The 19232-nt window shown below is 70.6% G+C and carries 21 protein-coding genes, 1 tRNA gene and 2 pseudogenes; 9 read left to right on the top strand and 15 right to left on the bottom strand.

Features of this window, described 5'->3' with window-relative positions; all coding sequences use genetic code 11:
• Positions 1–5: 5 nt before the first annotated feature.
• The 3 genes from KIT14_12105 to KIT14_12115 all read right to left on the bottom strand — a co-directional run bounded on the left by KIT14_12105 (position 6) and on the right by KIT14_12115 (position 1217).
• Positions 6–218: a hypothetical protein gene (locus KIT14_12105; protein MCW5891280.1), complete on the bottom strand. Its 213-nt coding sequence runs from the start codon at positions 216–218 to the stop codon at positions 6–8.
• Between the two features lie 119 nt (positions 219–337).
• Positions 338–757 (bottom strand): hypothetical protein, encoded by a 420-nt coding sequence (locus KIT14_12110; GenBank protein ID MCW5891281.1) that lies wholly within the window; start codon positions 755–757, stop codon positions 338–340.
• 145 nt (positions 758–902) lie between these two features.
• Entirely contained in the window at positions 903–1217 is a 315-nt protein-coding gene (locus KIT14_12115) for a hypothetical protein (protein MCW5891282.1), read from the bottom strand.
• Between the two features lie 81 nt (positions 1218–1298).
• Here KIT14_12115 and KIT14_12120 point away from each other — a divergent pair, with 81 nt between their 5' ends.
• Positions 1299–1805 (top strand): GFA family protein, encoded by a 507-nt coding sequence (locus KIT14_12120; protein MCW5891283.1) that lies wholly within the window; start codon positions 1299–1301, stop codon positions 1803–1805.
• Here KIT14_12120 and KIT14_12125 read toward each other — a convergent pair.
• Complete coding sequence (locus KIT14_12125) at positions 1802–4087, bottom strand: molybdopterin-dependent oxidoreductase (GenBank protein ID MCW5891284.1); 2286 nt, start codon at positions 4085–4087, stop codon at positions 1802–1804. The two genes, KIT14_12120 and KIT14_12125, sit on opposite strands and share 4 nt — an antisense overlap.
• 90 nt (positions 4088–4177) lie before the next feature.
• Here KIT14_12125 and KIT14_12130 point away from each other — a divergent pair, with 90 nt between their 5' ends.
• Positions 4178–4720 (top strand): helix-turn-helix transcriptional regulator, encoded by a 543-nt coding sequence (locus KIT14_12130; protein ID MCW5891285.1) that lies wholly within the window; start codon positions 4178–4180, stop codon positions 4718–4720.
• 173 nt (positions 4721–4893) lie between these two features.
• On the opposite strand, the gene KIT14_12135 is transcribed toward KIT14_12130, so the two are convergent.
• The gene (locus tag KIT14_12135) at positions 4894–5796 is read right to left on the bottom strand and encodes a LysR family transcriptional regulator (GenBank protein MCW5891286.1); all 903 of its coding nucleotides are present in this window, start codon (positions 5794–5796) and stop codon (positions 4894–4896) included.
• A gap of 141 nt (positions 5797–5937) precedes the next feature.
• On the opposite strand from KIT14_12135, the gene KIT14_12140 reads away from it, so the two are divergent.
• The 5 genes and pseudogenes from KIT14_12140 (at position 5938) to KIT14_12160 (ending at position 10839) form a co-directional block, all read left to right on the top strand.
• Positions 5938–7260: an alpha/beta hydrolase gene (locus KIT14_12140; GenBank protein MCW5891287.1), complete on the top strand. Its 1323-nt coding sequence runs from the start codon at positions 5938–5940 to the stop codon at positions 7258–7260.
• Between the two features lie 108 nt (positions 7261–7368).
• On the top strand, positions 7369–9636 hold the full coding sequence (locus KIT14_12145; GenBank protein MCW5891288.1) for an MMPL family transporter: 2268 nt from the start codon (positions 7369–7371) through the stop codon (positions 9634–9636).
• A 173-nt stretch (positions 9637–9809) separates the two neighbouring features.
• Positions 9810–10350 (top strand): annotated as a pseudogene (locus KIT14_12150) (CoA transferase).
• 46 nt (positions 10351–10396) lie between these two features.
• On the top strand, positions 10397–10612 hold the full coding sequence (locus KIT14_12155; GenBank protein ID MCW5891289.1) for a hypothetical protein: 216 nt from the start codon (positions 10397–10399) through the stop codon (positions 10610–10612).
• Positions 10585–10839, top strand: a pseudogene (locus KIT14_12160) (IS3 family transposase). The gene KIT14_12155 and the pseudogene KIT14_12160 overlap by 28 nt, the downstream one beginning before the upstream one ends.
• Before the next feature lie 562 nt (positions 10840–11401).
• On the opposite strand, the gene KIT14_12165 reads toward KIT14_12160, so the two are convergent.
• The 3 genes from KIT14_12165 to KIT14_12175 form a co-directional block, all read right to left on the bottom strand.
• The gene (locus KIT14_12165) at positions 11402–11830 is read right to left on the bottom strand and encodes a hypothetical protein (GenBank protein MCW5891290.1); all 429 of its coding nucleotides are present in this window, start codon (positions 11828–11830) and stop codon (positions 11402–11404) included.
• Between the two features lie 149 nt (positions 11831–11979).
• Positions 11980–12405: an arsenate reductase ArsC gene (locus KIT14_12170; protein ID MCW5891291.1), complete on the bottom strand. Its 426-nt coding sequence runs from the start codon at positions 12403–12405 to the stop codon at positions 11980–11982.
• Positions 12402–12764: a helix-turn-helix transcriptional regulator gene (locus tag KIT14_12175; GenBank protein MCW5891292.1), complete on the bottom strand. Its 363-nt coding sequence runs from the start codon at positions 12762–12764 to the stop codon at positions 12402–12404. Before KIT14_12175 ends, KIT14_12170 begins: the two co-directional genes overlap by 4 nt.
• A gap of 77 nt (positions 12765–12841) precedes the next feature.
• Here KIT14_12175 and KIT14_12180 point away from each other — a divergent pair, with 77 nt between their 5' ends.
• Positions 12842–13306: a VOC family protein gene (locus KIT14_12180; GenBank protein ID MCW5891293.1), complete on the top strand. Its 465-nt coding sequence runs from the start codon at positions 12842–12844 to the stop codon at positions 13304–13306.
• Here the strand turns inward: KIT14_12180 and KIT14_12185 are convergent.
• Positions 13252–13734, bottom strand: coding sequence for an SEC-C domain-containing protein (locus KIT14_12185; protein MCW5891294.1), 483 nt, complete (start codon positions 13732–13734; stop codon positions 13252–13254). The two genes, KIT14_12180 and KIT14_12185, sit on opposite strands and share 55 nt — an antisense overlap.
• Positions 13735–14796: 1062 nt before the next feature.
• On the opposite strand from KIT14_12185, the gene KIT14_12190 reads away from it, so the two are divergent.
• Positions 14797–15051, top strand: coding sequence for a hypothetical protein (locus KIT14_12190; GenBank protein MCW5891295.1), 255 nt, complete (start codon positions 14797–14799; stop codon positions 15049–15051).
• A gap of 78 nt (positions 15052–15129) precedes the next feature.
• Here KIT14_12190 and KIT14_12195 read toward each other — a convergent pair.
• From KIT14_12195 to KIT14_12220, 6 genes are all read right to left on the bottom strand, one after another.
• Positions 15130–15213 (bottom strand) — tRNA-Leu (locus KIT14_12195).
• Positions 15214–15268: 55 nt separating this feature from the next.
• Positions 15269–15661: a response regulator gene (locus KIT14_12200; protein MCW5891296.1), complete on the bottom strand. Its 393-nt coding sequence runs from the start codon at positions 15659–15661 to the stop codon at positions 15269–15271.
• Between the two features lie 184 nt (positions 15662–15845).
• Complete coding sequence (locus tag KIT14_12205; GenBank protein MCW5891297.1) at positions 15846–16400, bottom strand: membrane integrity-associated transporter subunit PqiC; 555 nt, start codon at positions 16398–16400, stop codon at positions 15846–15848.
• The gene (locus KIT14_12210; GenBank protein ID MCW5891298.1) at positions 16397–17311 is read right to left on the bottom strand and encodes an MCE family protein; all 915 of its coding nucleotides are present in this window, start codon (positions 17309–17311) and stop codon (positions 16397–16399) included. The genes KIT14_12205 and KIT14_12210 overlap by 4 nt, the downstream gene beginning before the upstream one ends.
• Entirely contained in the window at positions 17308–18105 is a 798-nt protein-coding gene (locus tag KIT14_12215) for an ATP-binding cassette domain-containing protein (GenBank protein MCW5891299.1), read from the bottom strand. Before KIT14_12215 ends, KIT14_12210 begins: the two co-directional genes overlap by 4 nt.
• Positions 18102–19175: an MlaE family lipid ABC transporter permease subunit gene (locus tag KIT14_12220; GenBank protein ID MCW5891300.1), complete on the bottom strand. Its 1074-nt coding sequence runs from the start codon at positions 19173–19175 to the stop codon at positions 18102–18104. Before KIT14_12220 ends, KIT14_12215 begins: the two co-directional genes overlap by 4 nt.
• Positions 19176–19232 lie beyond the last annotated feature (57 nt).

A 19232-nucleotide genomic window follows, 5' to 3' on the forward strand; every position in this document is an offset into this window, starting at 1 on the left:
CGCGGCTACCGTGCGGCGCGGGCGAAGAGGCCGCGCCGCCGCTCGACCACCGGCTCGCACGCGCCGATCCCGCGGTGCTGCTCGCGGAAGTGGTCGGTGCAGCAGCCGGAGTGGTGCAGGGGACCCATCCGGCAGATCGAACAGATGCAGGTCGAGCCCTCGACCGGGCCGTCGTGCTTCAGATCGCAGAACTCGTAGGCGCAGGCCACGTGCGGCATCCCATCCTCTCCCCGACGCACTATCGGCCGAACCGTCGCCGGGCTTGAGCCTGGTCCTGCGAGGCCGGACCCCGGTCGGCGCCGCGCATCTGCGGGTTGGGCGCCACCGGAGCCCGGTCTCAGCGAACGGCCCCGCCGCGACGGCCGCGACGGCGACCGGAAGCGCGCGACAACGCGTCGGCCACGGGGGCTGGGGGCGGTAGGAGCAGGGCCAGGCCGACGCCCGCGACGACGACGCCGAGCCCCCGCAGCGCCAGCAGCGGTGCGGCGTCACCCCAGGCGAGGGCGAGCAACGCGACCCCGGCCACCGCCGGCACCAGCGTGCCGAGGATCGCCGGGTAGAGATCGTGTCCCTCGAGGCGCAGCGCCCAGCGCACGTTGACGAGGCCGACGAGGACGCCGGCGACGCCGCCCGCGACGAGCACGCCGCTGCCGACCAGGCGAGCGGCGCCGGGCGGAAGGCTACAGGCCATAAGTCCGAGCAGCAGCGTCGTCGCTGCCGCCCAGGTACCGATCGCATCGCCGCTCCGCTGGTTCACGGGCGCTCCTCTCGGAACGAGAGCGAAGCAAGCCGTGTGCCGCACAGCCGACGTGCCTGCCGCCGCCATCTTCCGAGCTTGCGATGCCGGTGGGCCTGCGGGCGTTCCCGAATCTGCACTGCCGCTGGCAAGGACGGGAAATACGCTATGCCGGCGGGAGATCGCCCTGCAGCCGGTCCGGCTGGGCGTCGCCGGGCACCATGGCCCGGCCGCGCCGCTCGCCGAGCTTCACGCCGGCGATGGCCACGAGGAGCGCCGCGGTGACGACGTTCGCGCCGACGATGACCACGTCCTCGCGCAGGACGCCGTACACGGCCCAGGTCGCGACGCCGCTGCCGAAGGCCACCATCCACGCCCAGGAGAAGTCGTGCGCGCTGCGCGTGTGGAGCGTCTTGCGCACCTGCGGGATCCAGGCGCCGGTGGTGAGGAGGGCGGCGACGAGGCCGAGCGTCGTGATCACGCGCGCGTGCTTCCGGCATTCGCCGTCCCGGCGCAACCGACCCGGCTTCGCGCCGGCGTCGTCCCTTGCTAGACCGGCGACATGCTGTTGCGCGGCTCGTGTCACTGCGGCGCGGTGCGGTTCCGCGTCGACTCGGAGACGCCGTATCCCTACCAGCGCTGCTACTGCTCGATCTGCCGCAAGACCAGCGGCGGACCGTTCGGCATCAACGTCATGGGCGTGCGCAAGACGCTGCGCATGCGCGGGCGCCGCCACCTGAAGATGCTGCACGCACTCGTCCGCGAGCCCGGCAGGCGCGCGGTGCGCAGCGGCGCGGAGCGCTGGTTCTGCGGCACCTGCGGGACGCACCTGTGGCTCCAGGACGACGAGTGGCCCGACGGCGTGTGGCCGAACGCCTGTGCCATCGACACGCCGCTGCCGCCGCCGCCGTCCTACGTGCACCTGATGCTCGGCTCGAAGCCGACCTGGGTGGCCGTCGACGGGCGCGGCCCGCGCTACCGCCGCTATCCCGAGCTGTCGATCGCCGAGTGGCACGCGCGCCACGGGCGGACGAAGTCGGCGACGACGCGGAAGAAGCCGAGGCGCTAGAGCGCCTCGACCCGGGCCGGTGTGCTCTTGTGCCACGGCGTACCGGCCACCCAGTCGCGGTCCTCGCAGCGGGTCAGGTCGTTCGGCGCCACGCCCGCGGTGACCTGGCCGCCCTGCGCGTCGGGGAAGGCGAGGCCGAGGCCGTTCGGCAGCGCGACGTGCCCCGTCTGCATGCGGTCCGAGAGCTCGACGTCGACCTCGGCGCTGCCGCGCCTGGTCGACAGGCGCAGGCGCCCGCCGTCGGCGACGCCGAAGCGCCTGGCGTCGTCGGGATGCATGCGCAAGGCGCCGCCGCGGTCCTTCTTCCTCCACTCGGGGTTGCGCATGATCGTGTTCGCCGTGAACGACCGTCGCTCGCCGGCGGAGAGCAGCAGCGGGAACTCCGCGGTCGGTCCGGGCGGGGTCTCGCCGGCGAGGCCGTCCAACTCCGCGAACAGCTCGGGGATCGCCAGCTGGACGCGGCCGTTCGGCGTGCGCAGCCGCGACAGCGTCTGGTCCCATTCGTCGACGGCGAAGACGACGGCGCTCGGTCCCGCCAGCAGCGCGTCGAAGAGCGCGTCGCCCGCGTCCATCGGGTTGCCGCCGAAGCCGGCGCGCGCCAGCGACGCCGCCTGCCGCTGTGCCGCGATGTGTGCGAGCGCCCACACGGCCGCCGCTTCGCCGAGCCCCTCGGGAAGGAGGTCGCCGATGGCGCGGTAGAGCACGGCGGGCGCGATCGCGATCAGCTGCGGGCTCGTGCCGGCCAGCTCGAAGAACTTCTCGCGGAAGGGCACCCGGCCGTGGGCCCATGCGCCCCGCAGCGCGGCGACGGCGTCGGTGGGCATGGCGCCGAGCGCTTCGACGAGTCGTGCATGCAGCTCGGCCTCCGAGAAGAGGCCGGGCAGGGGCGGCAGCAGCGCCTTGCGCACGTGGAAGTAGTTGTGCGGGAACTCGAAGTTGAAGAAGGTCGCCTCGGCCTTCTCGTACTGGCTCGCGACCGGCAGCACATAGTCCGCGAGGCGTGCGGTCTCGGTGAAGGCGACGTCGATCACGACGACGAGGTCGAGCGCCGCGAGCGCCTCGCGCATGCGCGCGCTGTCGGCGAGCGAGTGGGCGGGGTTGCCGCTCTCGACGAGGAGCGCGCGGAAGCGCTTCGGGTGGTCGGTGAGGATCTCCTCGGGGATGACGTTGCACGGCGTGAGGCCGCCGATGATGCGCGCGCCCGTCACCGGCGTGCGCCGCGGCGCGCCGCCGCCGCCCTCCTTGCCGCCGGCGAGCGGCATGAACGGCGTCGGGACGTAGGCGGCGCCCTGCTTGCCGAAGTTGCCGGTGAGGAAGACGAGCAGCTTGTGCAGGTACGAGACCAGCGTCGAGTGCCGATTCATCTGCACGCCGAGATCCTCGAACGTCGCGACGCTGGACGCCTGGGCGAGGCGGCGCGTGGTGGTGCGCACGAGCTCCTCGGGCACGCCGCACGCGGCGCAGTAGTCGGCAACGGACAGCGACGCGAAGTGCGGCAGGACGTCGGCGAGGCCGTCGGCGTGGGCGCCGAGCCACTCGTGCGCGACGAGATCCTCCTCGACCAGGACGGCGACCATCGCCGCCAGCAGCCACGCGTCGGTGCCGGGCTTCACCTGGAGGTGGACGTCGGCCAGCTCGGCGGTCTCGGTGCGGCGCGGGTCGACGACCACGAGGCAGCGCGCCGGATCCTTGGCGATCGCGCGCAGCGTGACGCGGGCGCGCGGGATGCTGTGCGAGAACCACGGGTTCTTACCGAGGAAGAGCGCGACCTCGCAGTGCTCGAAGTCGGCGCGGGTGTAGCCGCCCATCATCTTGTCGGCGACCCAGAACTCGCCCGTCTTCTCCTGCGCCAGCGCGCTCGAGCGATGGATCGAGCCGAGGACGGCGCGCGTGCTGCGCCCGTACGCGCCCGGGAGATGGTTCCCCTGTCCGCCGCCGCCGTAATAGAAGATCGACTCGCCGCCGTGGGTGTCGCGGATCTCGGCGAAGCGCGCGGCGACCTCGCGGATCGCGGTGTCCCAGTCGATCTCCTCGAAGCCGCCGTCGGCACGGCGCCGCAGGGGCCTGGTCAGCCGGTGGGCGCCGTTCTGGTAGTAGTCGAGGCGCAGCGGCTTCTCACAGGCGTAGCCCTGCGAGGCGGGGTGGGCGTCGTCGCCGCGGATCTTCGTGAAGCGCCGGCCATCGGGGCCGCCCAGCTGAACCTCGATGCCGCAGTTGCACTCGCAGAGGATGCAGGCGGTGGACTTCCACTCGGGTGCGGCGGGGGTGGCCTTGTCTGCCATGACGGTCCTCCTCGGGGCGCTCGGGTCCGGGCCCCGGGGTAGTCGCTTTGGTTGCTTGAAGCAACCACCTGTCGGGATAGTATCCGGGCCATGGGGCGGACCAGCTTCGCGGACATGAACTGCGGCATCGGCCGCGCGCTCGAGGTCATCGGCGACTGGTGGAGTCTCCTCGTCGTGCGTGACGCGTTCTTCGGCGCCCGCCGCTTCGGCGACTTCCAGAAGAGCCTCGGCATCGCCCGCAACGTCCTCGCGGCGCGCCTCCAGCACCTCGTCGACCACGGGGTGTTCGAGCGCGTCGACGTCGGCACTACGGGGCTGCGCTGGGAGTATCGCCTGACGGCGAAGGGCGAGGATCTGCTCACCGTTCTCACCGCGCTGCGCGAGTGGTCCGACGCCTGGGTCTTCGGCCGCGGCAACGAGCCGCTCGTCCTCCACGACCGCCGCACGGGGAAGCGCGTCCCGCGCCTGCGGATGACCGACGCCGACGGCCGGGCGTTGTGCCGCCGCGACATCCGCGCGGTCGCGGGGCCCGGCGCGTCGGCGCAGACGCGCCGCCGGCTCACGCCGCGCGCCCGGGGCGACGAGGCGGCTACTGCACCTTCACCGGGAACGCGAACGGCAGCTCGCCGCTGATCGACACGGGGCCAACGGCCGCCGGACCCGACAGCGGATATGAGAAGGAGCCGTAGATCGCACCGCGGACGGTGGCGCACGGTTTCATGCGCGCCATTCACCACCGTCTTCGGCGATCCGGAGGCGCGCGGCGGGCGCGGCGCCCCGCTGCGGGCGGGACGGGAGCCGTCGTTCTACGTCGCCCGTCCTGGCGTCCCACGCGCGACGGTACGAACCACGTCGACGAAGGCCGGCACCACCGCGGAGCGCTCGTCGCGACGCCAGGCGACGGCCAGTGCGACGCGGGGGACGGGCGGAGCGAGGGGGCGGTGCACGACGCCCGCGCGTCGCAGGTTGCGGATGGAGGCCGGCAGCAGCGAGACGCCGAGCCCGGCCGACACCAGCGCGAGGTTCGTCTGGAGCGAGCCGGGGTGGAACGTGCGCGGCGTGAAGCCCGCGCCGAGGCAGGCGCTGATGAGGAGGTCGTAGTAGCCCGGCGCCACGTGACGCTGGAACAGCATGATGGTCTCGTCGGCCAGCTCGGCGAGCCGGACGCGGCTGCGGCGCGCCAGCCGATGGCGCTGGGGCAGCACGGCGACGATGGGCTCGGAGAGGAGCGGCTCTACGACGAGGTCACGCCCGACCGAGACCGGGAGCCGCACGAGCCCCACGTGGATGTGCCCGCCGGCGAGACCCTCGAGCTGCGCGGCGGGGAGGAGGGTCCGCAGCTCCAGCTCGACGTCGGGGAAGCGTGCGTGCCACACGCGCAGCACGCGCGGCAGCAGGTCGAGGTCGGCCGAGGGAACGAACGCGATCGACAGCTGGCCCACCTCGCCGCCGCCGGCCCGCCGCGCGATGCGCTGGGCGCGCTCGGCCTGCGCGAGCAGCCGGCGCGCCTCCTCGAGAAAGGCGCGGCCCGCGTCCGTCAGCTCGACGCGGCGCCGCGTGCGGAAGAGCAGGGTGACGCCCAGCTCGTGCTCGAGATGCCGGATCTGCTGGCTCAGCGGCGGCTGGGCGATGTGCAGGCGCGCCGCCGCGCGGCTGAAGTGAAGCTCCTCGGCGACGGCGACGAAGTAGCGCAGGTGGCGAAGCTCCATCGCGCCGAGTCATATCGCAGACGTCTCAATCGGTGCACGACGAAGTATTGGACCCGACGGGGGTCGCCGGTGTTGTTGGCGGCACCCGCGTGCCGTCCCGGTGACGCGGTGCGCCCTCGCACTCGACGGAGGAGACACGACATGAAGCGACTCGTCTGGGCGGTCGTCCCGCTCGCCGTCCTCGCCGCAACCGCCGGCGTCGACGCCAAGAAGAAGCCCGCCTACCGCGACGCCACGCCGATCATCTTCGTGCACGGCGGCTCCGGCTCCGGCGCGCAATTCGCCACCCAGGCGATGCGCTTCGCGAGCAACGGCTACGACCCCGACATCCTCACCGTGGTCGAGTACAACTCGGCCGCGCTGAGCCCGGCCAACTCGGCCGACGCGGCGTTCGTCTACGGACGGATCGACGCCCGCATCGCCGAGCTCCAGGCGAAGACCGGGAAGCCCAAGATCGACCTGATGGGCCACTCGCTCGGCACGACGTTCAGCCACGGCTACCTCGCCGATCCCGCGCGCGCGGCGAAGATCGCGCACTACGTGAACATCGACGGCCGCACCGGCAGCGCACCGCCCGGCGGCGTACCGACGCTGGCGCTGTGGGCTGGGGCGGTGAACCGCCCGACGCCGCCGCAGATCGTCGGCGCGACCAACGTGACGATCCCGAACCAGGAGCACGTCGAGGTCGCGACGTCGAAGGAGGCGTTCCGCGAGATGTTCCGCTTCCTCACCGGCGAGGAGCCGGCGTCGCCGACGATCGTGCCGACCCGCGGCGCGATCGAGCTCTCGGGCCGCGCCGTGATCTTCCCGGACAACGCGGGCGCGAACGGGGCGCTGCTCCAGATCTGGCGCGTGCAGCCGCGCACGGCGCGGCGCACGAGCCGCAAGCCGCGGGCGAGCTACGTCCTCGGTCCGGACGGCGCGTTCACGTTCGTGGGCCGGCAGAAGGCCAACTACGAGTTCGTGCTGATGCTGCCGGGCCAGCTGCCGCTGCACTATTTCTACGAGCGCTTCCCGCGCAGCGACAAGCTGGTGCGCGTCAACGCGGCGCCGGCGCTCGAGCCGTTCTTCTCGCGCAGCCCGCAGCACACCGGCCTGTCGATCATCCGCTACAAGGAGTACTGGGGCGATCGCGGGGCACGGAACGACGTCCTCTCGGTGGACGGTACGAACGTCATCAATCCGGTGACGGCGCCGTCGGGCCAGGTCGGCGCCGCCGCGGTGGCGATGTTCCTGCTCGACGTCGGTCTCGACTTCGTCTCCCACCTCGACGTCGTGCCGGTGCCCTTCGGCGCGCTGTCGTTCCTGACCGGCGCGGATCTCTACATCCCGGTCGGAACGACGCCCCTGCCCATCGTGACGGTCCCGCGCGGCGACGCGTCGAAGACGCGGACGCTGAACGTCCGGCGCATCGTGTCCACCGAGGGCCGGATGGCGGTGCAGCTGCACGACTACGAGGAGTGATCCCGAGGGTCGGGCCGCCGCGGCGGCCCGACCCCTCCGTTGCGCCCCGGCGCGCAGGACGAGGCTTGTCGCTCCGCCGGAGGGGCGATAGGTGTCGGCGGACCCGGGATGTACCGTTGGCTCGCCCGACTCGCGCTGCGCCGGCATCGGGCGATCCTCGCGGCCTCCGCCCTCGTGCTGCTCCTCGCCGGCCTCACCTTGTGGCACGGCGGCACGCTCAGCTCGGGGACCACGAAGGGCATCGAATCCGAGATCGCGCAGCAGCTGATCTCGCAGGAGCTCGCCTATCCCGGCGAGTCCTCGTTCATCGTGCTCTTCCGCGGGCGCGACGGGCTCACCTGGCGCGATGCGGCCTATCGCGAGGCGATGACCGCGGCGCTCGCGGGGCTGCGCGACGACCCGCGGGTGCGCTCCGTGCTGTCGCCGGACGACGCGCCCGAGGTGGTCGGCGGGCGCATGGTGTCGGCCGACCGTCGCATGGCGTTCGCGATCGTCACCCTGCGCGACGAGTACCGTGCCGCCATGGAGGCCTATCCGTCGCTGCGCGCGACGGTGACCTCGGACCGCCTCGAGACGGGCTTCACCGGCCATCTCGCCTATCGCAGCGATCTCGACCGCACGCTCGAGCACGACGTGCTCTTCGCCGAGCTGGTGAGCCTGCCGCTCGCGCTCCTCGTCCTGGTGGCGGTGTTCCGGACCTTCGCGGCGGCCGCGGTGTCGGTCGGCGTCGGCGCGCTGGCGGTGGTCACGGGCGTCGCCGCGATCACGGCGCTGTCGCACGTGACGGACATGGCGGTGTACGCGATCAACGTCGCGTCGCTCATCGGGCTCGGCGTCGCGATCGACTACTCGCTGTTCATCGTCACGCGCTACCGCGACGAGGTGGCGCGCGGGGCGAGCCGCGAGGACGCGCTGGTGACGGCGCTCGACACCGCGGGACACGCGGTCGTGTTCTCGGGCTTCGCGGTGGCGATCGGCCTCGGCGCGATGCTGTTCTTCCAGGGGTCGTTCCTCGCCAGCATGGGGCTCGGCGGGATGATGGTGGTCCTGCTCGCCGTGGTGGCGGCGCTGACGTTCCTGCCGGCGGTGCTGGTGGCGCTCGGGCCGCGCATCGACGCGGGACGGCTGCCGATGGGCCGCTTCGCCTCGTTCGACGGCATGTGGCACCGCATCGCCACGTGGGTCATGCGGCGGCCGGTGCTCGTGCTGGTGCCGTCGCTGGCGCTGCTCCTGCTGCTCGGCTCGCCCTTCATCCGCCTCACCATCGCCGCCGCCGACATCGGCACCCTGCCGCGCGGCATCGAGGCACGCGACGTCTACGAGGAGCTGCGCGTCGCGTTCCCGGAGCAGACGCGCACGCGAATCCTCGTCGCCGTGCAGTACCCGGACGGGCTCGCCTACGAGCCCGAGCGCGTGCCGGCGCTCTACGCGCTGGCGCAGCGCATCCGCACGCTGCCGGGCGTCGTCGACGTCGAGGGCGCCGTCAACACCGACCCGCGGCTCAGCGTCGAGTACTTCGTCGCCGACGCCGAGACGCCGCTCGAGGATCTGCCGCTGGCGGCGCAGAAGGTGCGCCGGCTCGGAACCACCGGCAACCTCGCGCTGCTGATCGTGCTGACCGACGCCGGGCCGACCAGCGAAGAGGCGCGCGCGCTGGTGCGCGCGATCCGCGCCGACCGCCGCGTCGGCGACGGCACGTTCATCGTCACCGGGGCGCCCGCGAACGACGTCGATCTGAACGCCTTCATCCTCTCGCGCGTGCCGTATGCGATCGGGTTCATCTTCGTGGTGACGTACGTCGCGCTCTTCGTGATGCTCCGCTCGGTGATCCTGCCGATCAAGGCGGTGATCATGAACCTCCTCTCGATCAGCGCTTCGGGCGGCGCGCTGGTGTGGGTGTTCGAGGAGGGCCACCTGGCGTGGCTGCTGCAGTTCGAGCCGCAGCCGCTCGACGTCGCCGGGCCGGTGGTGATGTTCTGCGCGCTCTTCGGCCTGTCGATGGACTACGAGGTGCTGATGCTCTCGCGCATCCGCGAGGAGTACCTGCGCACCGGCGACAACGAGTGGGCCGTGGCGGAGGGCCTCGAGCGCACGGGGCGGCTCATCACCAGCGCGGCGGCGATCATGGTGGCGGTGTTCGGCGCGTTCGGTCTGGCGCGCGTGATCCTGGTGAAGTCGCTCGGTCTGACGCTCGCGCTCGCGGTCGCGGTCGACGCGACGCTCGTCCGCGTGCTGATCGTGCCGGCGACGATGCGCCTCTTCGGCGACCTCAACTGGTGGGCGCCCCGGTGGCTCGGTGGTCGACCGCCCGTGCGGCGCACGGGACCGGCGGCGGACGGCGTCGCGTCGCCGCCGGGCGTGCCGCGCGCCTCGTAGCTGCGAGTCCCCTGCCGGGCACCTCCCGGCGTTCGCTCGAGCGCTCGGCACGTCTGCCGAGCGCTCGGCACGACCGATGCCGGCTGCCTGCGCTTGCGGCCTGCGCCGCGGTGGCGCGATCGTTGCACCGAACCGCACGCGAACGACGGCAGGAGCGAAGGAGGGCAAGGATCATGGAGCTGCCGCTCACGGGCATCAAGATCATCGACTTCACCGGCGTGCAGGCCGGACCCGCGTGCACGCAGCTGCTGGCATGGTTCGGCGCCGACGTCCTCAAGGTCGAGCGGCCTCACACCGGCGACGTCACGCGCAATCAGCTGCGCGACGTCGCAGCGCCGCGGCTCTCGGCAACAGCAACACCGGCATGCACCTCGCCTCGGCATCCTCACCGCGCTGATCGGGCGTGCGAAGACCGGGAAGGGCCTGAAGGTCGCCGTGTCGATGCAGGACGCGGTGCTGAACCTGTGCCGGGTGAAGCTCCGCGACCATGAGCGGCTCGAGCACGTCGGCTACCTGGAGGAGTATCCGCAGTACCCGAAGACGCCGTTCGGCGACGCCGTCCCGCGCGGCAGCAACGCCGGCGGCGGCCAGCCAGGCTGGATCCTCAAGTGCAAGGGCTGGCAGACCAACCCGAACGCCTACATCTACTTCTGCTTCACGATCCAGGAGCAGAGCTGGGCGCGGACCTGCGAGGCGATCGGCAAGCCGGGGTGGGGTGGCGCGTGCCATCCGGGCCGCCGTATCGGGCCGTCCCGGCGGCGTGTACCCCGACCTCCCCGCCGCCGTCCTCGCGGCAACGCTCGCGGCGGCGGAGGGCGAGCGCTCGCTCGTCACCGTGGTCGACCCGGCCGCGGCAGCTTCCGCGCCGGAGGCGATCGCGCGCGCCCTCGCGCTGCTGGCCGGCGCGCAGCGACCGCTCGTCATCCTCGGCAAGGGAGCGGCCTACGCCGTTCCCATCGGCTCGAGCCGAGCATGAGCCGGAAGGGCAACTGCTGGGACGCCGTCGCCGAGTCCTTCTTCGGCAGCCTCAAAAAGGAGCGAGTGAAGAAGCATATCTACCGGACTCGTGCCCTCGCGCTCGCCGACGTGGCCGACTACATCGACGCCTTCTACAACGGTATTCGGCGCCACAGTCATCTCGGGGGCTTGAGCCCGGACGTGTTTGAAGCGACACAGGAGGCGCAGCGCCGGGGTGTCCACTAGATCCTGGGAACTCCAACCGACAGAAGGGCGCCGCTCGTCCCGCTTCGGTTCCCGTGTCAGCAGCTACTCGGCCGGCGCCAAGATATGGCTTACGCCAACAGAGTTGAAGGCTCCGGATCAGGAGAACCTTGCTCCGTTCCCCATTCCGCAGGCCGAAACCTGGATGGAACTCGGCTGCCATAGCGTCGGAGTCCAAGGGTTGGGCCTGGGCATGACATCACGATCGTGGTCTCCAAGGGGAGTACGCCCGATCAGCTCCGAGAGACCGCGATGCGCTGCACGATTGTGGGCTCCGATAAGAGACATCGGCTCTGCGTTGTGAGAGGCCCGCTCGCCTTCAAGCGTTTGGAACTCGCGAAAGTCGAAGTCCGAGTTGGTGCCCAGGTCGCGAAAGCCGAGGGTCTCTCGTGCTGGGCGCTTGTCGCCAGCTGAGTGGGCTGGGCTCCCATCAACCGTGTCCGATCTCCTGCGGGTCGGGTCGACCCGGGCGCGGATCGTCTGCTGAAGCGCGGCTAAAGGAAAGACCACCAGGTTCGTGCAGTCACGGAGCCACTGGTGGGCCTCATCGTCTTTGAGCAACTCCTGCTTTTTCTTCCCCGCGTCGTACCACGCCAGCTGGAGTCGGTCCTGATACCGATGCCGCAAGAACTCCTCGGTCGTGTCGAGGAGGAGATGCGCCAGCTTGTTCCGCCGCTTTCGCATCAGGTGAGGCCGCGCAGCAAGTCCGGGTTGCTGAGATCGGGAACCGACGCCCGAGCAGGTTGCTGAAGATGTCGATCTTGACGCCGAAGGTGATCTCCTGGCGCTGGATCACTTCGCCTTGAAGCATTTGTCGGAGGCCCGGGTCAGGCGCGAGCATGAGGGCGATCAGCTCCTCGATCATCACATCCGCGGTCACTGCCTGATCGATGAAGGCGCCGCGAAACATCGCCATCTTCTGATGGAGCCGGTTGAGATAGGCGATCAGCTCAGCGTCGGTCTCTGTGTCCATCGGGGGTTCCTTCTGCCCCGAGCAGTAGATCGCCGAAGCCCGCACCGCCACAACGCCCCAGGACGCACGGAGATCCCCCGGAGAGCCACGCTGCGGGGCTGGTGGCTAGGTCGGGATCCGTCGCAGCCAGCGCCAGGCTCTGCGGGGATCTAGTGCGTTGCGAGCCACTGATGCAGCCGCTCCCGGATCTCATCACGGGTGCGGCGGAAGGCGGCAAGCTGTAGCTCCTCCGCACCTTGCACCCTCGACGGGTCATCGAACGGCCACTGCAAGACTTCGCGAGCGAACGGGAACAGCCGGGGACACGACTCCGCCGCTTGCGCGCAGACCACGATCGCCGTCCGCACCTTCGCGTGCCCGAGCATCTCCTTGAGACCCTTGGACCGCAGCGGGGCGGTATCAATCCCGATCTCCTGGAGGACGCGCATCGTCATCGGATGCACCGAGGTCGGCTCGGTGCCGGCACTGCATGCCCGGAACCGGTCTCCGGCTGCGTGGCGAAGCAGCGCCTCCCCCATCTGGCTGCGCGCGGAGTTGTGCGTGCAGAGAAAGAGGACACAGGGCTTGTCCGTCATCGTGCTGCCGCCTTGGACCGTCGACTCACACCGTTGGTCGACAGCGCCGCCCGTAGCGCATCGAGCCGTTCCGGCTTGATCCGATAGAACACCCAGGTGCCGCGCTTCTCCCGATCCAGGATGCCGGCCTCGTGGAGTAGCTTGAGATGATGGCTCACCGTCGGCTGCGACAGCTCGACGGGGGCCGTTAGGTGGCACACGCAGGCTTCTGCCTTCGGCTGCGCCGCAATGAAGCTGAGGAGCCGCAGGCGGACCGGGTCGGCCAAGGCACGCAGTCCAGCCGCCAGCTCCTCCGCCTCCGCCTTCCCGAGCGGAGCTTGGAGGACCGGGGCGCAGCAGCCGGTGGACTTCGATCGCATGACTCAGACATTGACATGCTTCGATGTACGTCACAACACTACATCGACGCTCATCGATCTTCCAAAAGGAGTCCTCCATGCCCAACACGTTCCATGTCGCGCTCTATGTCGAGAGCATCCCGGCTGCCGTCGAGCAGTACCGAAAGATCCTCCGTCTCGAACCAGCGAAGGTGCGGCGCGACTACGCCAAGTTTGAGATCGCGGATCCGCCCGTGATCCTCTCCCTCAACGTCGGCGGAGAGCCCGGCACCCTGAGCCATCTCGGCATCCGGTACCCCGGCACGGGCGACGTCGCCTCCGAGATGGTGCGGGTAAAGCAGACGGGCGTTCCGCTCCTTCAGCAGACCGGGACGACGTGCTGCTACGCGAAGGCGGACAAATTCTGGGTTCGCGATGCCGGCGGCATCCCGTGGGAGCTGTACGCCGTGCTGGCGGACGCCGATGAGGCGGAGACCGCTGCCGATCCCCAGCTTCGCGCCTTTCTCGATCAGGACGGCGGGGCTGCCGCTCCTCCGTCGGGCTGCTGCGTTCCGAACGCCTGAACCGCGAGTGCGGCGAGTGCCTGCGGCCCGACCGCTAGGTGCTCGCCGCCCCTCAGTCGGTCGCTGATCTCCTCCAATTCGGCCAGCCAAAGCCGATCGAAGGAGCCAGCGATACACGGGCAGTCTCGCCGAAGCTGGTTCACCAACATGTCGCGCGTGAACAAGCCGATGGTCTTCTGGTCGTTGTCGACGAAGTGCCCGATCGCCTTGCGGGGATCGGGGAGTCCACGGTGGCAACAGTGCTTTGCCTTCAGGCCGCTGTCACACGGACAGCGCTGGTTACGCCCGACTTTCCCCGGCCTCATGGATATCGCATGGACAGTCGAGCCCGCTGGGCCACTCTGCGCGACCACCAGCGGGCTAACTGCCTGGATTACAAGGTGCCGAGGAGGGGACTCGAACCCGTCGGCCGCGACGACGAAGCGCAAGAACTCCGCGACTTAGCGAGCGCACGGCGCGTGCGCGGCGGGCAGCAGTGGGCACAAGAGAGGGCGCGTGAGGGCGAGTTTGTTCCCTGGGGGAACAACGCTCGGAGGGGCCGATTCACGCTCGTCGAGCGCGGCCGTCGGCAACTCGTCATGGTACAGCGCCGAGCAAAACAAGGATCGGCAGGCACCGACGGCGTGCGGGAGACCGCGAGCCAGTGCTGCGTCGGCGCCACGCACCGACAACGTCGAGCGCGTGTGTCCGGAGTGGGCTAAGGTAGCACCGACTCGCCGTCGATGTTTCGCGAGGCGGTGAACCCATGAGAGGCGACAGATGGGAGACCTGAGCTTCGGAGTCATCCAAGAGCCGTTGAATCGCCTCTGTGTCGCCACGGGGAATCTTCTTGAGCGAGAGTATCCTGCACGTCTCCGTGTCGATGGATCCGACGCCCTTGTCACGACGCTGTTCCGCGTTGCCGTCTGGATCAGCGAGCGGTTCGGCATCTGTGCGATGTGCGGCTGCTCAACTACAGCCCTAAGCTCTCTGTCGCGATCCCTCCGCTTGCTCGCACCATTCTGGATGCGATTTTTTTCACGATCGTCTTCTTATTCGACGATCTCGCAAGCAACAGCCGCTGGTATTGGCGAAGCGGATGGAGAGAGGGCTGCGAGCACTTCCGGCGCCGGTATGAAAATCGCCTGCCGACCATGGGGAGGCGTTCGACAGGATCAGGCCGGTTCCGCAATCGGAGACGCGGTGTCCAGCCGAGAAGACGCTCGACTCAGGCGGATCGAGTCGCGAGCCTACGGAACGCGGGGCCGATCGAGGGCGCTGCAAGACGGCCCATCGACACGCTGTTGGCATGCGATCTGCTGGGCTCGCATTCGTCGAACGCAGCTATGGGAGGGCCTATGCCACTCACGGGACCTGAGCTTCTCAATACACTGGCCGCTGCGGTTACCGTTTTGCAGGGAGCCCCCGTCATACTGGACGCAGTGAATGCTTCTCGGTGGTCGCTGACGGGCCTCTTTCGGGGGCGGTCGACGCCGTCTCCGATAGGGACGATGGCGGGGCCGCTGGAGAAGGTCATCCAGAACAACACGAAGAGGCTGGAGGGTCTGCTCGACAAGGCACGGCAGATCGACAGTGGTGATTACTCTGAGTTGGAGAAGGACCAGGCGCGGTTTTTCGTGGCTCGGCAAACCTGCCGGCTTCTTAAGGTGTGTGCGCCGATTAAGGATCGCATCCCGGACTATGACACGCTCGTCGAGATCTTCTGCGGCACGGCGCTCGAAGTGCTAAGTGGATCCGAGGAATAGGGACAGTTTGGGGACAGGTCGCCCGCTGGGGCCGCCGCAGGGACGACCGCCAGCGGGCTATCTACCTGCTTTTCCTCATGCCGAGGAGGGGACTCGAACCCCTACACCCTTACGGGCTGGCGATTTTGAGTCGCCCGCGTCTGCCAGTTCCGCCACCTCGGCCCGGTGGACGGGCCCTACCTAGCGGATCGGCAGCAGGGCGGCGAGCGGACCGGGCTCAGCTCGCCCGGCGGGCGTCGAGGTCGCAGCAGGTTGCGACCATGCTCGTCAGGCGGCCGAGGTCGCGGGGCTTGCGGAGGATCGGGGCGCCGATCAGCGACGGGAGCTCGCTGGCGGGGCGGTCGTCGCCGGTCATGACGACGACCGGGATCGAGCGCAGGCGTGCGTCGGACACCATGCGACTGTGGAGACCGGTGCCGTTCAGGCGCGGCATGTTGAGATCGATCACGACGAGACAGGGACGGTGCGTGCGCAGGGCGTCGAGTGCTTCGACGCCGTCGGCGGCGGTGCGCGGCTCGTAGCCCTCGGCGCGCATCAGCTCGGCCAGACCGTTTGCGAAGGTCGGGTCGTCGTCCACGACGAGCACGCTGTGACGATGACCGCTACGCATGGCTCATCCTTTATCCCGGATGAACGGCAGTGGAAGTCCTCCAGGCTGAACGGGCGTAGCTGCCGTGCATCCGGCAGCGGGACGTCTTTCGAAGATGACTCGAGCCGCGCTGCTAGGCACCCGATCGGTGCCGCCGGGGTGCCCGGCGCGGACGCATCGAGCGCTGCGGCAGATGCGCGGGATCCTACCGCGACGTCGCCGCGACGTCGGCCGTGAACCGTGCGAGCGCACGACCCAGCGCCCGGCTCGTCGCCGCGGCGGCAGCGTCCGCGCCCTTGCCGTCGAGCGGCTCCTCTTCGGCGTAGACGCGATCGACGAGCACTTCGCCGCCGCGCACGGCGCGCAGCTGGACGTCGATCACTGCGCGCTCGCCCTGGCCGTCGCGCACGGTCTCGAGGCGCCGGACCTGGCCCTCGACGTCGAGGTAGGTGCGGCCGTCGTCGGGGACGTGCGCGTAGTAGTCGCGCACGGTCGCGGCGACGAGGCTGCGCGGCGGTGCCGCCCAGCGGTGATACGACGAGTAGTCGATGCGGTAGGGCGACGGGCGCACCGCCATGCGCGCGGAGCCGTAGGCGGGATCGGCGGTGAACGTGCCGACGCGGACGGGGCCCGGCATCGCGGTCGGCGCGGCAGGCTCCAGCGCGAGGACGTAGTAGCGGACGGCCGGCGTCTCGCGGGCGAGCGAGCAGCCCGAGACCAGGGCGGCGGCCAGCGCCAGCGCGACGAGGAGGCGCGTCACTCGCCCACCGTGTCGGCGTCCGGACGGCGGCCGCGGAGCAGGAGCGAGGGATCGGAGCGGATCACGTCGAGCGTCTCCTCGAGCTGGGCGGTGATGCGGGTCAAGTCCGAGAGCAGGCCGCCGAGCGACCCGCCGGTCGACTGGAGCTGGGTGTTCAGCGCGCGCAGCAGGCCGCGCGAGTCGGTCACGGCGCCGTTCAGGTTCTCGATGGTCGCGTTGAGGTTCGTCAGCACGTCGCCCTGCTTGCTCTGGAAGCCGGCGAGGACGCCGTCGAGGCGGTCGGCGACGCGACCCACCTGCTTCACGAGCTGCACGAGCGACGTGCCCGTCTCCTGCTCGCGGAACTCCTCCATCGCGTTGCGCAGCTCGCGGGCGACGGCGCTGACGTCGGCGATGAGGGTGCCGAGCTTCTGGTTGTTGTCGGGCGTGAAGACGTCGTCGTCGAGCTTCGTGAGGACGCGGCTGAAACGGTCGGCGACGTCGGTGACCCGGGCCTGGATGTCCTCGAGCGAGCCCACGTCGCCCTCGATGGTGCTGCCGAGCGGCAGCGGCTCGCCGCGGCCGCCCTCGAGCTGGACGTACTTGATGCCCGTCACCAGCGAGCCGACGAGGGCCGCACGCGTGTCGGTGCGGATCGGCGTGCCGGGCGAGACGGCGATCGCGACCGCGACCTTGGGCGGCAGGTCTTCGGTGAGATGGAGGCGTTCGACACGGCCGACGTTGACGCCCTGGAACTCGACCACCGCGCCGGGCGCGAGGCCGCTCACCGAGCGGTCGAACTGCACCGTGTAGCGGTCGACCGTGCGGAAGACGCGCGCGCCGGCGATCCACGCCAGGCCGCCGGCCAGCACGGCGCCGGCGAACAGGACGAAGAGGCCGGTCAGGACGAGGTCGCGTCGGGTGCGTCTCACGCAGGATGCTCCAGGCTCTCCAGCAGGCTCGCCGCCGCGTCGCGCGCCGGCGCCTCGCGCCGGAAGAAGGCCTGCACGGCGGGGTGCGGATTGCGGCGGACGGTGTCGAGCGTGCCCTCGGCGATGACCCGGCCGCCGGCCAGCATGAGCGCGCGGTCGGCGATGGTCTCGATGCTGCCGAGCTCGTGCGTGACGACGACGCAGCCGATGCCGTCGTCGCGCAGGGAGAGGATCAGGTCGTCGATGCCGCGCGCCGTGACCGGATCGAGCCCCGCCGACGGCTCGTCGACGAGCAGCAGCGACGGCTCGAGCGCGAGCGCCCGCGCCATGCCGGCGCGCTTGCGCATGCCGCCCGACAGCTCCGCCGGCATCAGCCGCGCCGCCTGCGCCAGGCCGACGCGTGCGAGGCGTACGCGCGCCAGCATGTCGGCGGTGGGCTCGTCGAGCCGCCAGTGCTCCACGATGGGCAGCGCCACGTTCTCGCCCACGGTGAGCGAGTTCAGCAGCGCGGCGGCCTGGAAGGCCATGCCGACGTCGCGCAGGATCGTCTCGCGCTCGGTGTCGGACGCGGCGTGGATGTCGCGCCCGTCGATGCGCACGCGTCCCGCCGCCGGCTCGAGCAGGGCGACGATGGCCCGCAGCAGCGTGCTCTTGCCGCAGCCGCTCGCCCCGAGGACGACGAGGATCTCGCCGCGCGTGAGGCGCAGGCTGACGCCGTCGAGGACGATGCGGTCGCCGTAGCCGACGACCAGGTTCTCGACTTCGAGCAGCGGCGGAGCGGCAGGCATCGTCATCCGACCAGGTAGAAGAGGGCGGTGAAGCAGGCGTTGGCGATGATGCAGAGGACGATCGCGGTCACGACCGAGGCGGTGGTCGCCCGACCGACGCCCTCGGGGCCGCCGCGCACGTGCAGCCCGCGGTACGCGCCGACGAGCCCGATGATGGCGCCGAACGCGACGCTCTTCAGCAGCCCGGCCAGCACGTCCTCGGTGAACAGCGCCTTCACGGTCTGGCTGAGGTAGGCGTCGTGCGGCAGGTCGAGCGTCAGCGTGCCGACGGCGTAGCCGCCGAGGACGCCCGCGGCGGTCGACAGGACCGAGAGCAGCGGCATCGTGAGGCACAGGGCCACGAGCTTCGGCACGACGAGGAAGCGCGCGGGCCGCAGCCCCATGGTGCGCAGCGCGTCGACCTCTTCCGACACGACCATGGCGCCGAGCTCGGCGGCGATCGCCGAGCCGCTGCGGCCGGCGACGATGACCGCCGTCATGAGCGGTCCCATCTCGCGGGCCATCGACACCGCGACCAGGTTCGCGATGTAGATCTGCGCCCCGAACTGACGCAGCTGGAGCGCGCCGTTCAGCGCCAGGACGATGCCGACGAGGAAGCTGATGAAGACCACGATGCCGGTGGCGCGCGCGCCGACCGCGGCCATCTGCGCGATCGTCAGGTCCCACTTGATGCCCTGCGCGCCGAACGGGACGAGGCCGGGAAGGACGTCGCGGATCAGGAGCAGGACGTCGCGCACGGTGCCGGCAGCGTCGAGCGCGAGCCCGCCGACCCATTCGAGGATGGAGCGGCGGGGCGGAGCCTCGGCGGGCTCGACGATCACCGGCGGCAGCTCGGCGAGCCGGCGCCGCACCTCCTCGGCCGCGTGAGCGATGCCGATCGGCACGCCCGCCGCGCGGCCGTCGGCCACCAGCTGGAGGAGGCGCGCGGTGCCCGGCGCGTCGAGCCGCTCGACGCCGCTCAGGTCGAGCACGACCCCCGGAGCAGCGGCGGCGCGCAGCACGCGACGGCGCAGGGCGTGCCAGCCGCCGGGCGAGAGGTGCTCACGGACGGTGAGCCGCAGCGGCGCGGCGGACATCGGCGCGACCCTAACACGCGGTCCGGAACCCCTCAATTTCCCGCAAGCATGTTGCCC

Source organism: bacterium (genome assembly GCA_026129405.1).
Classification (GTDB): Bacteria; Desulfobacterota; Binatia; order DP-6; family DP-6; genus JAHCID01.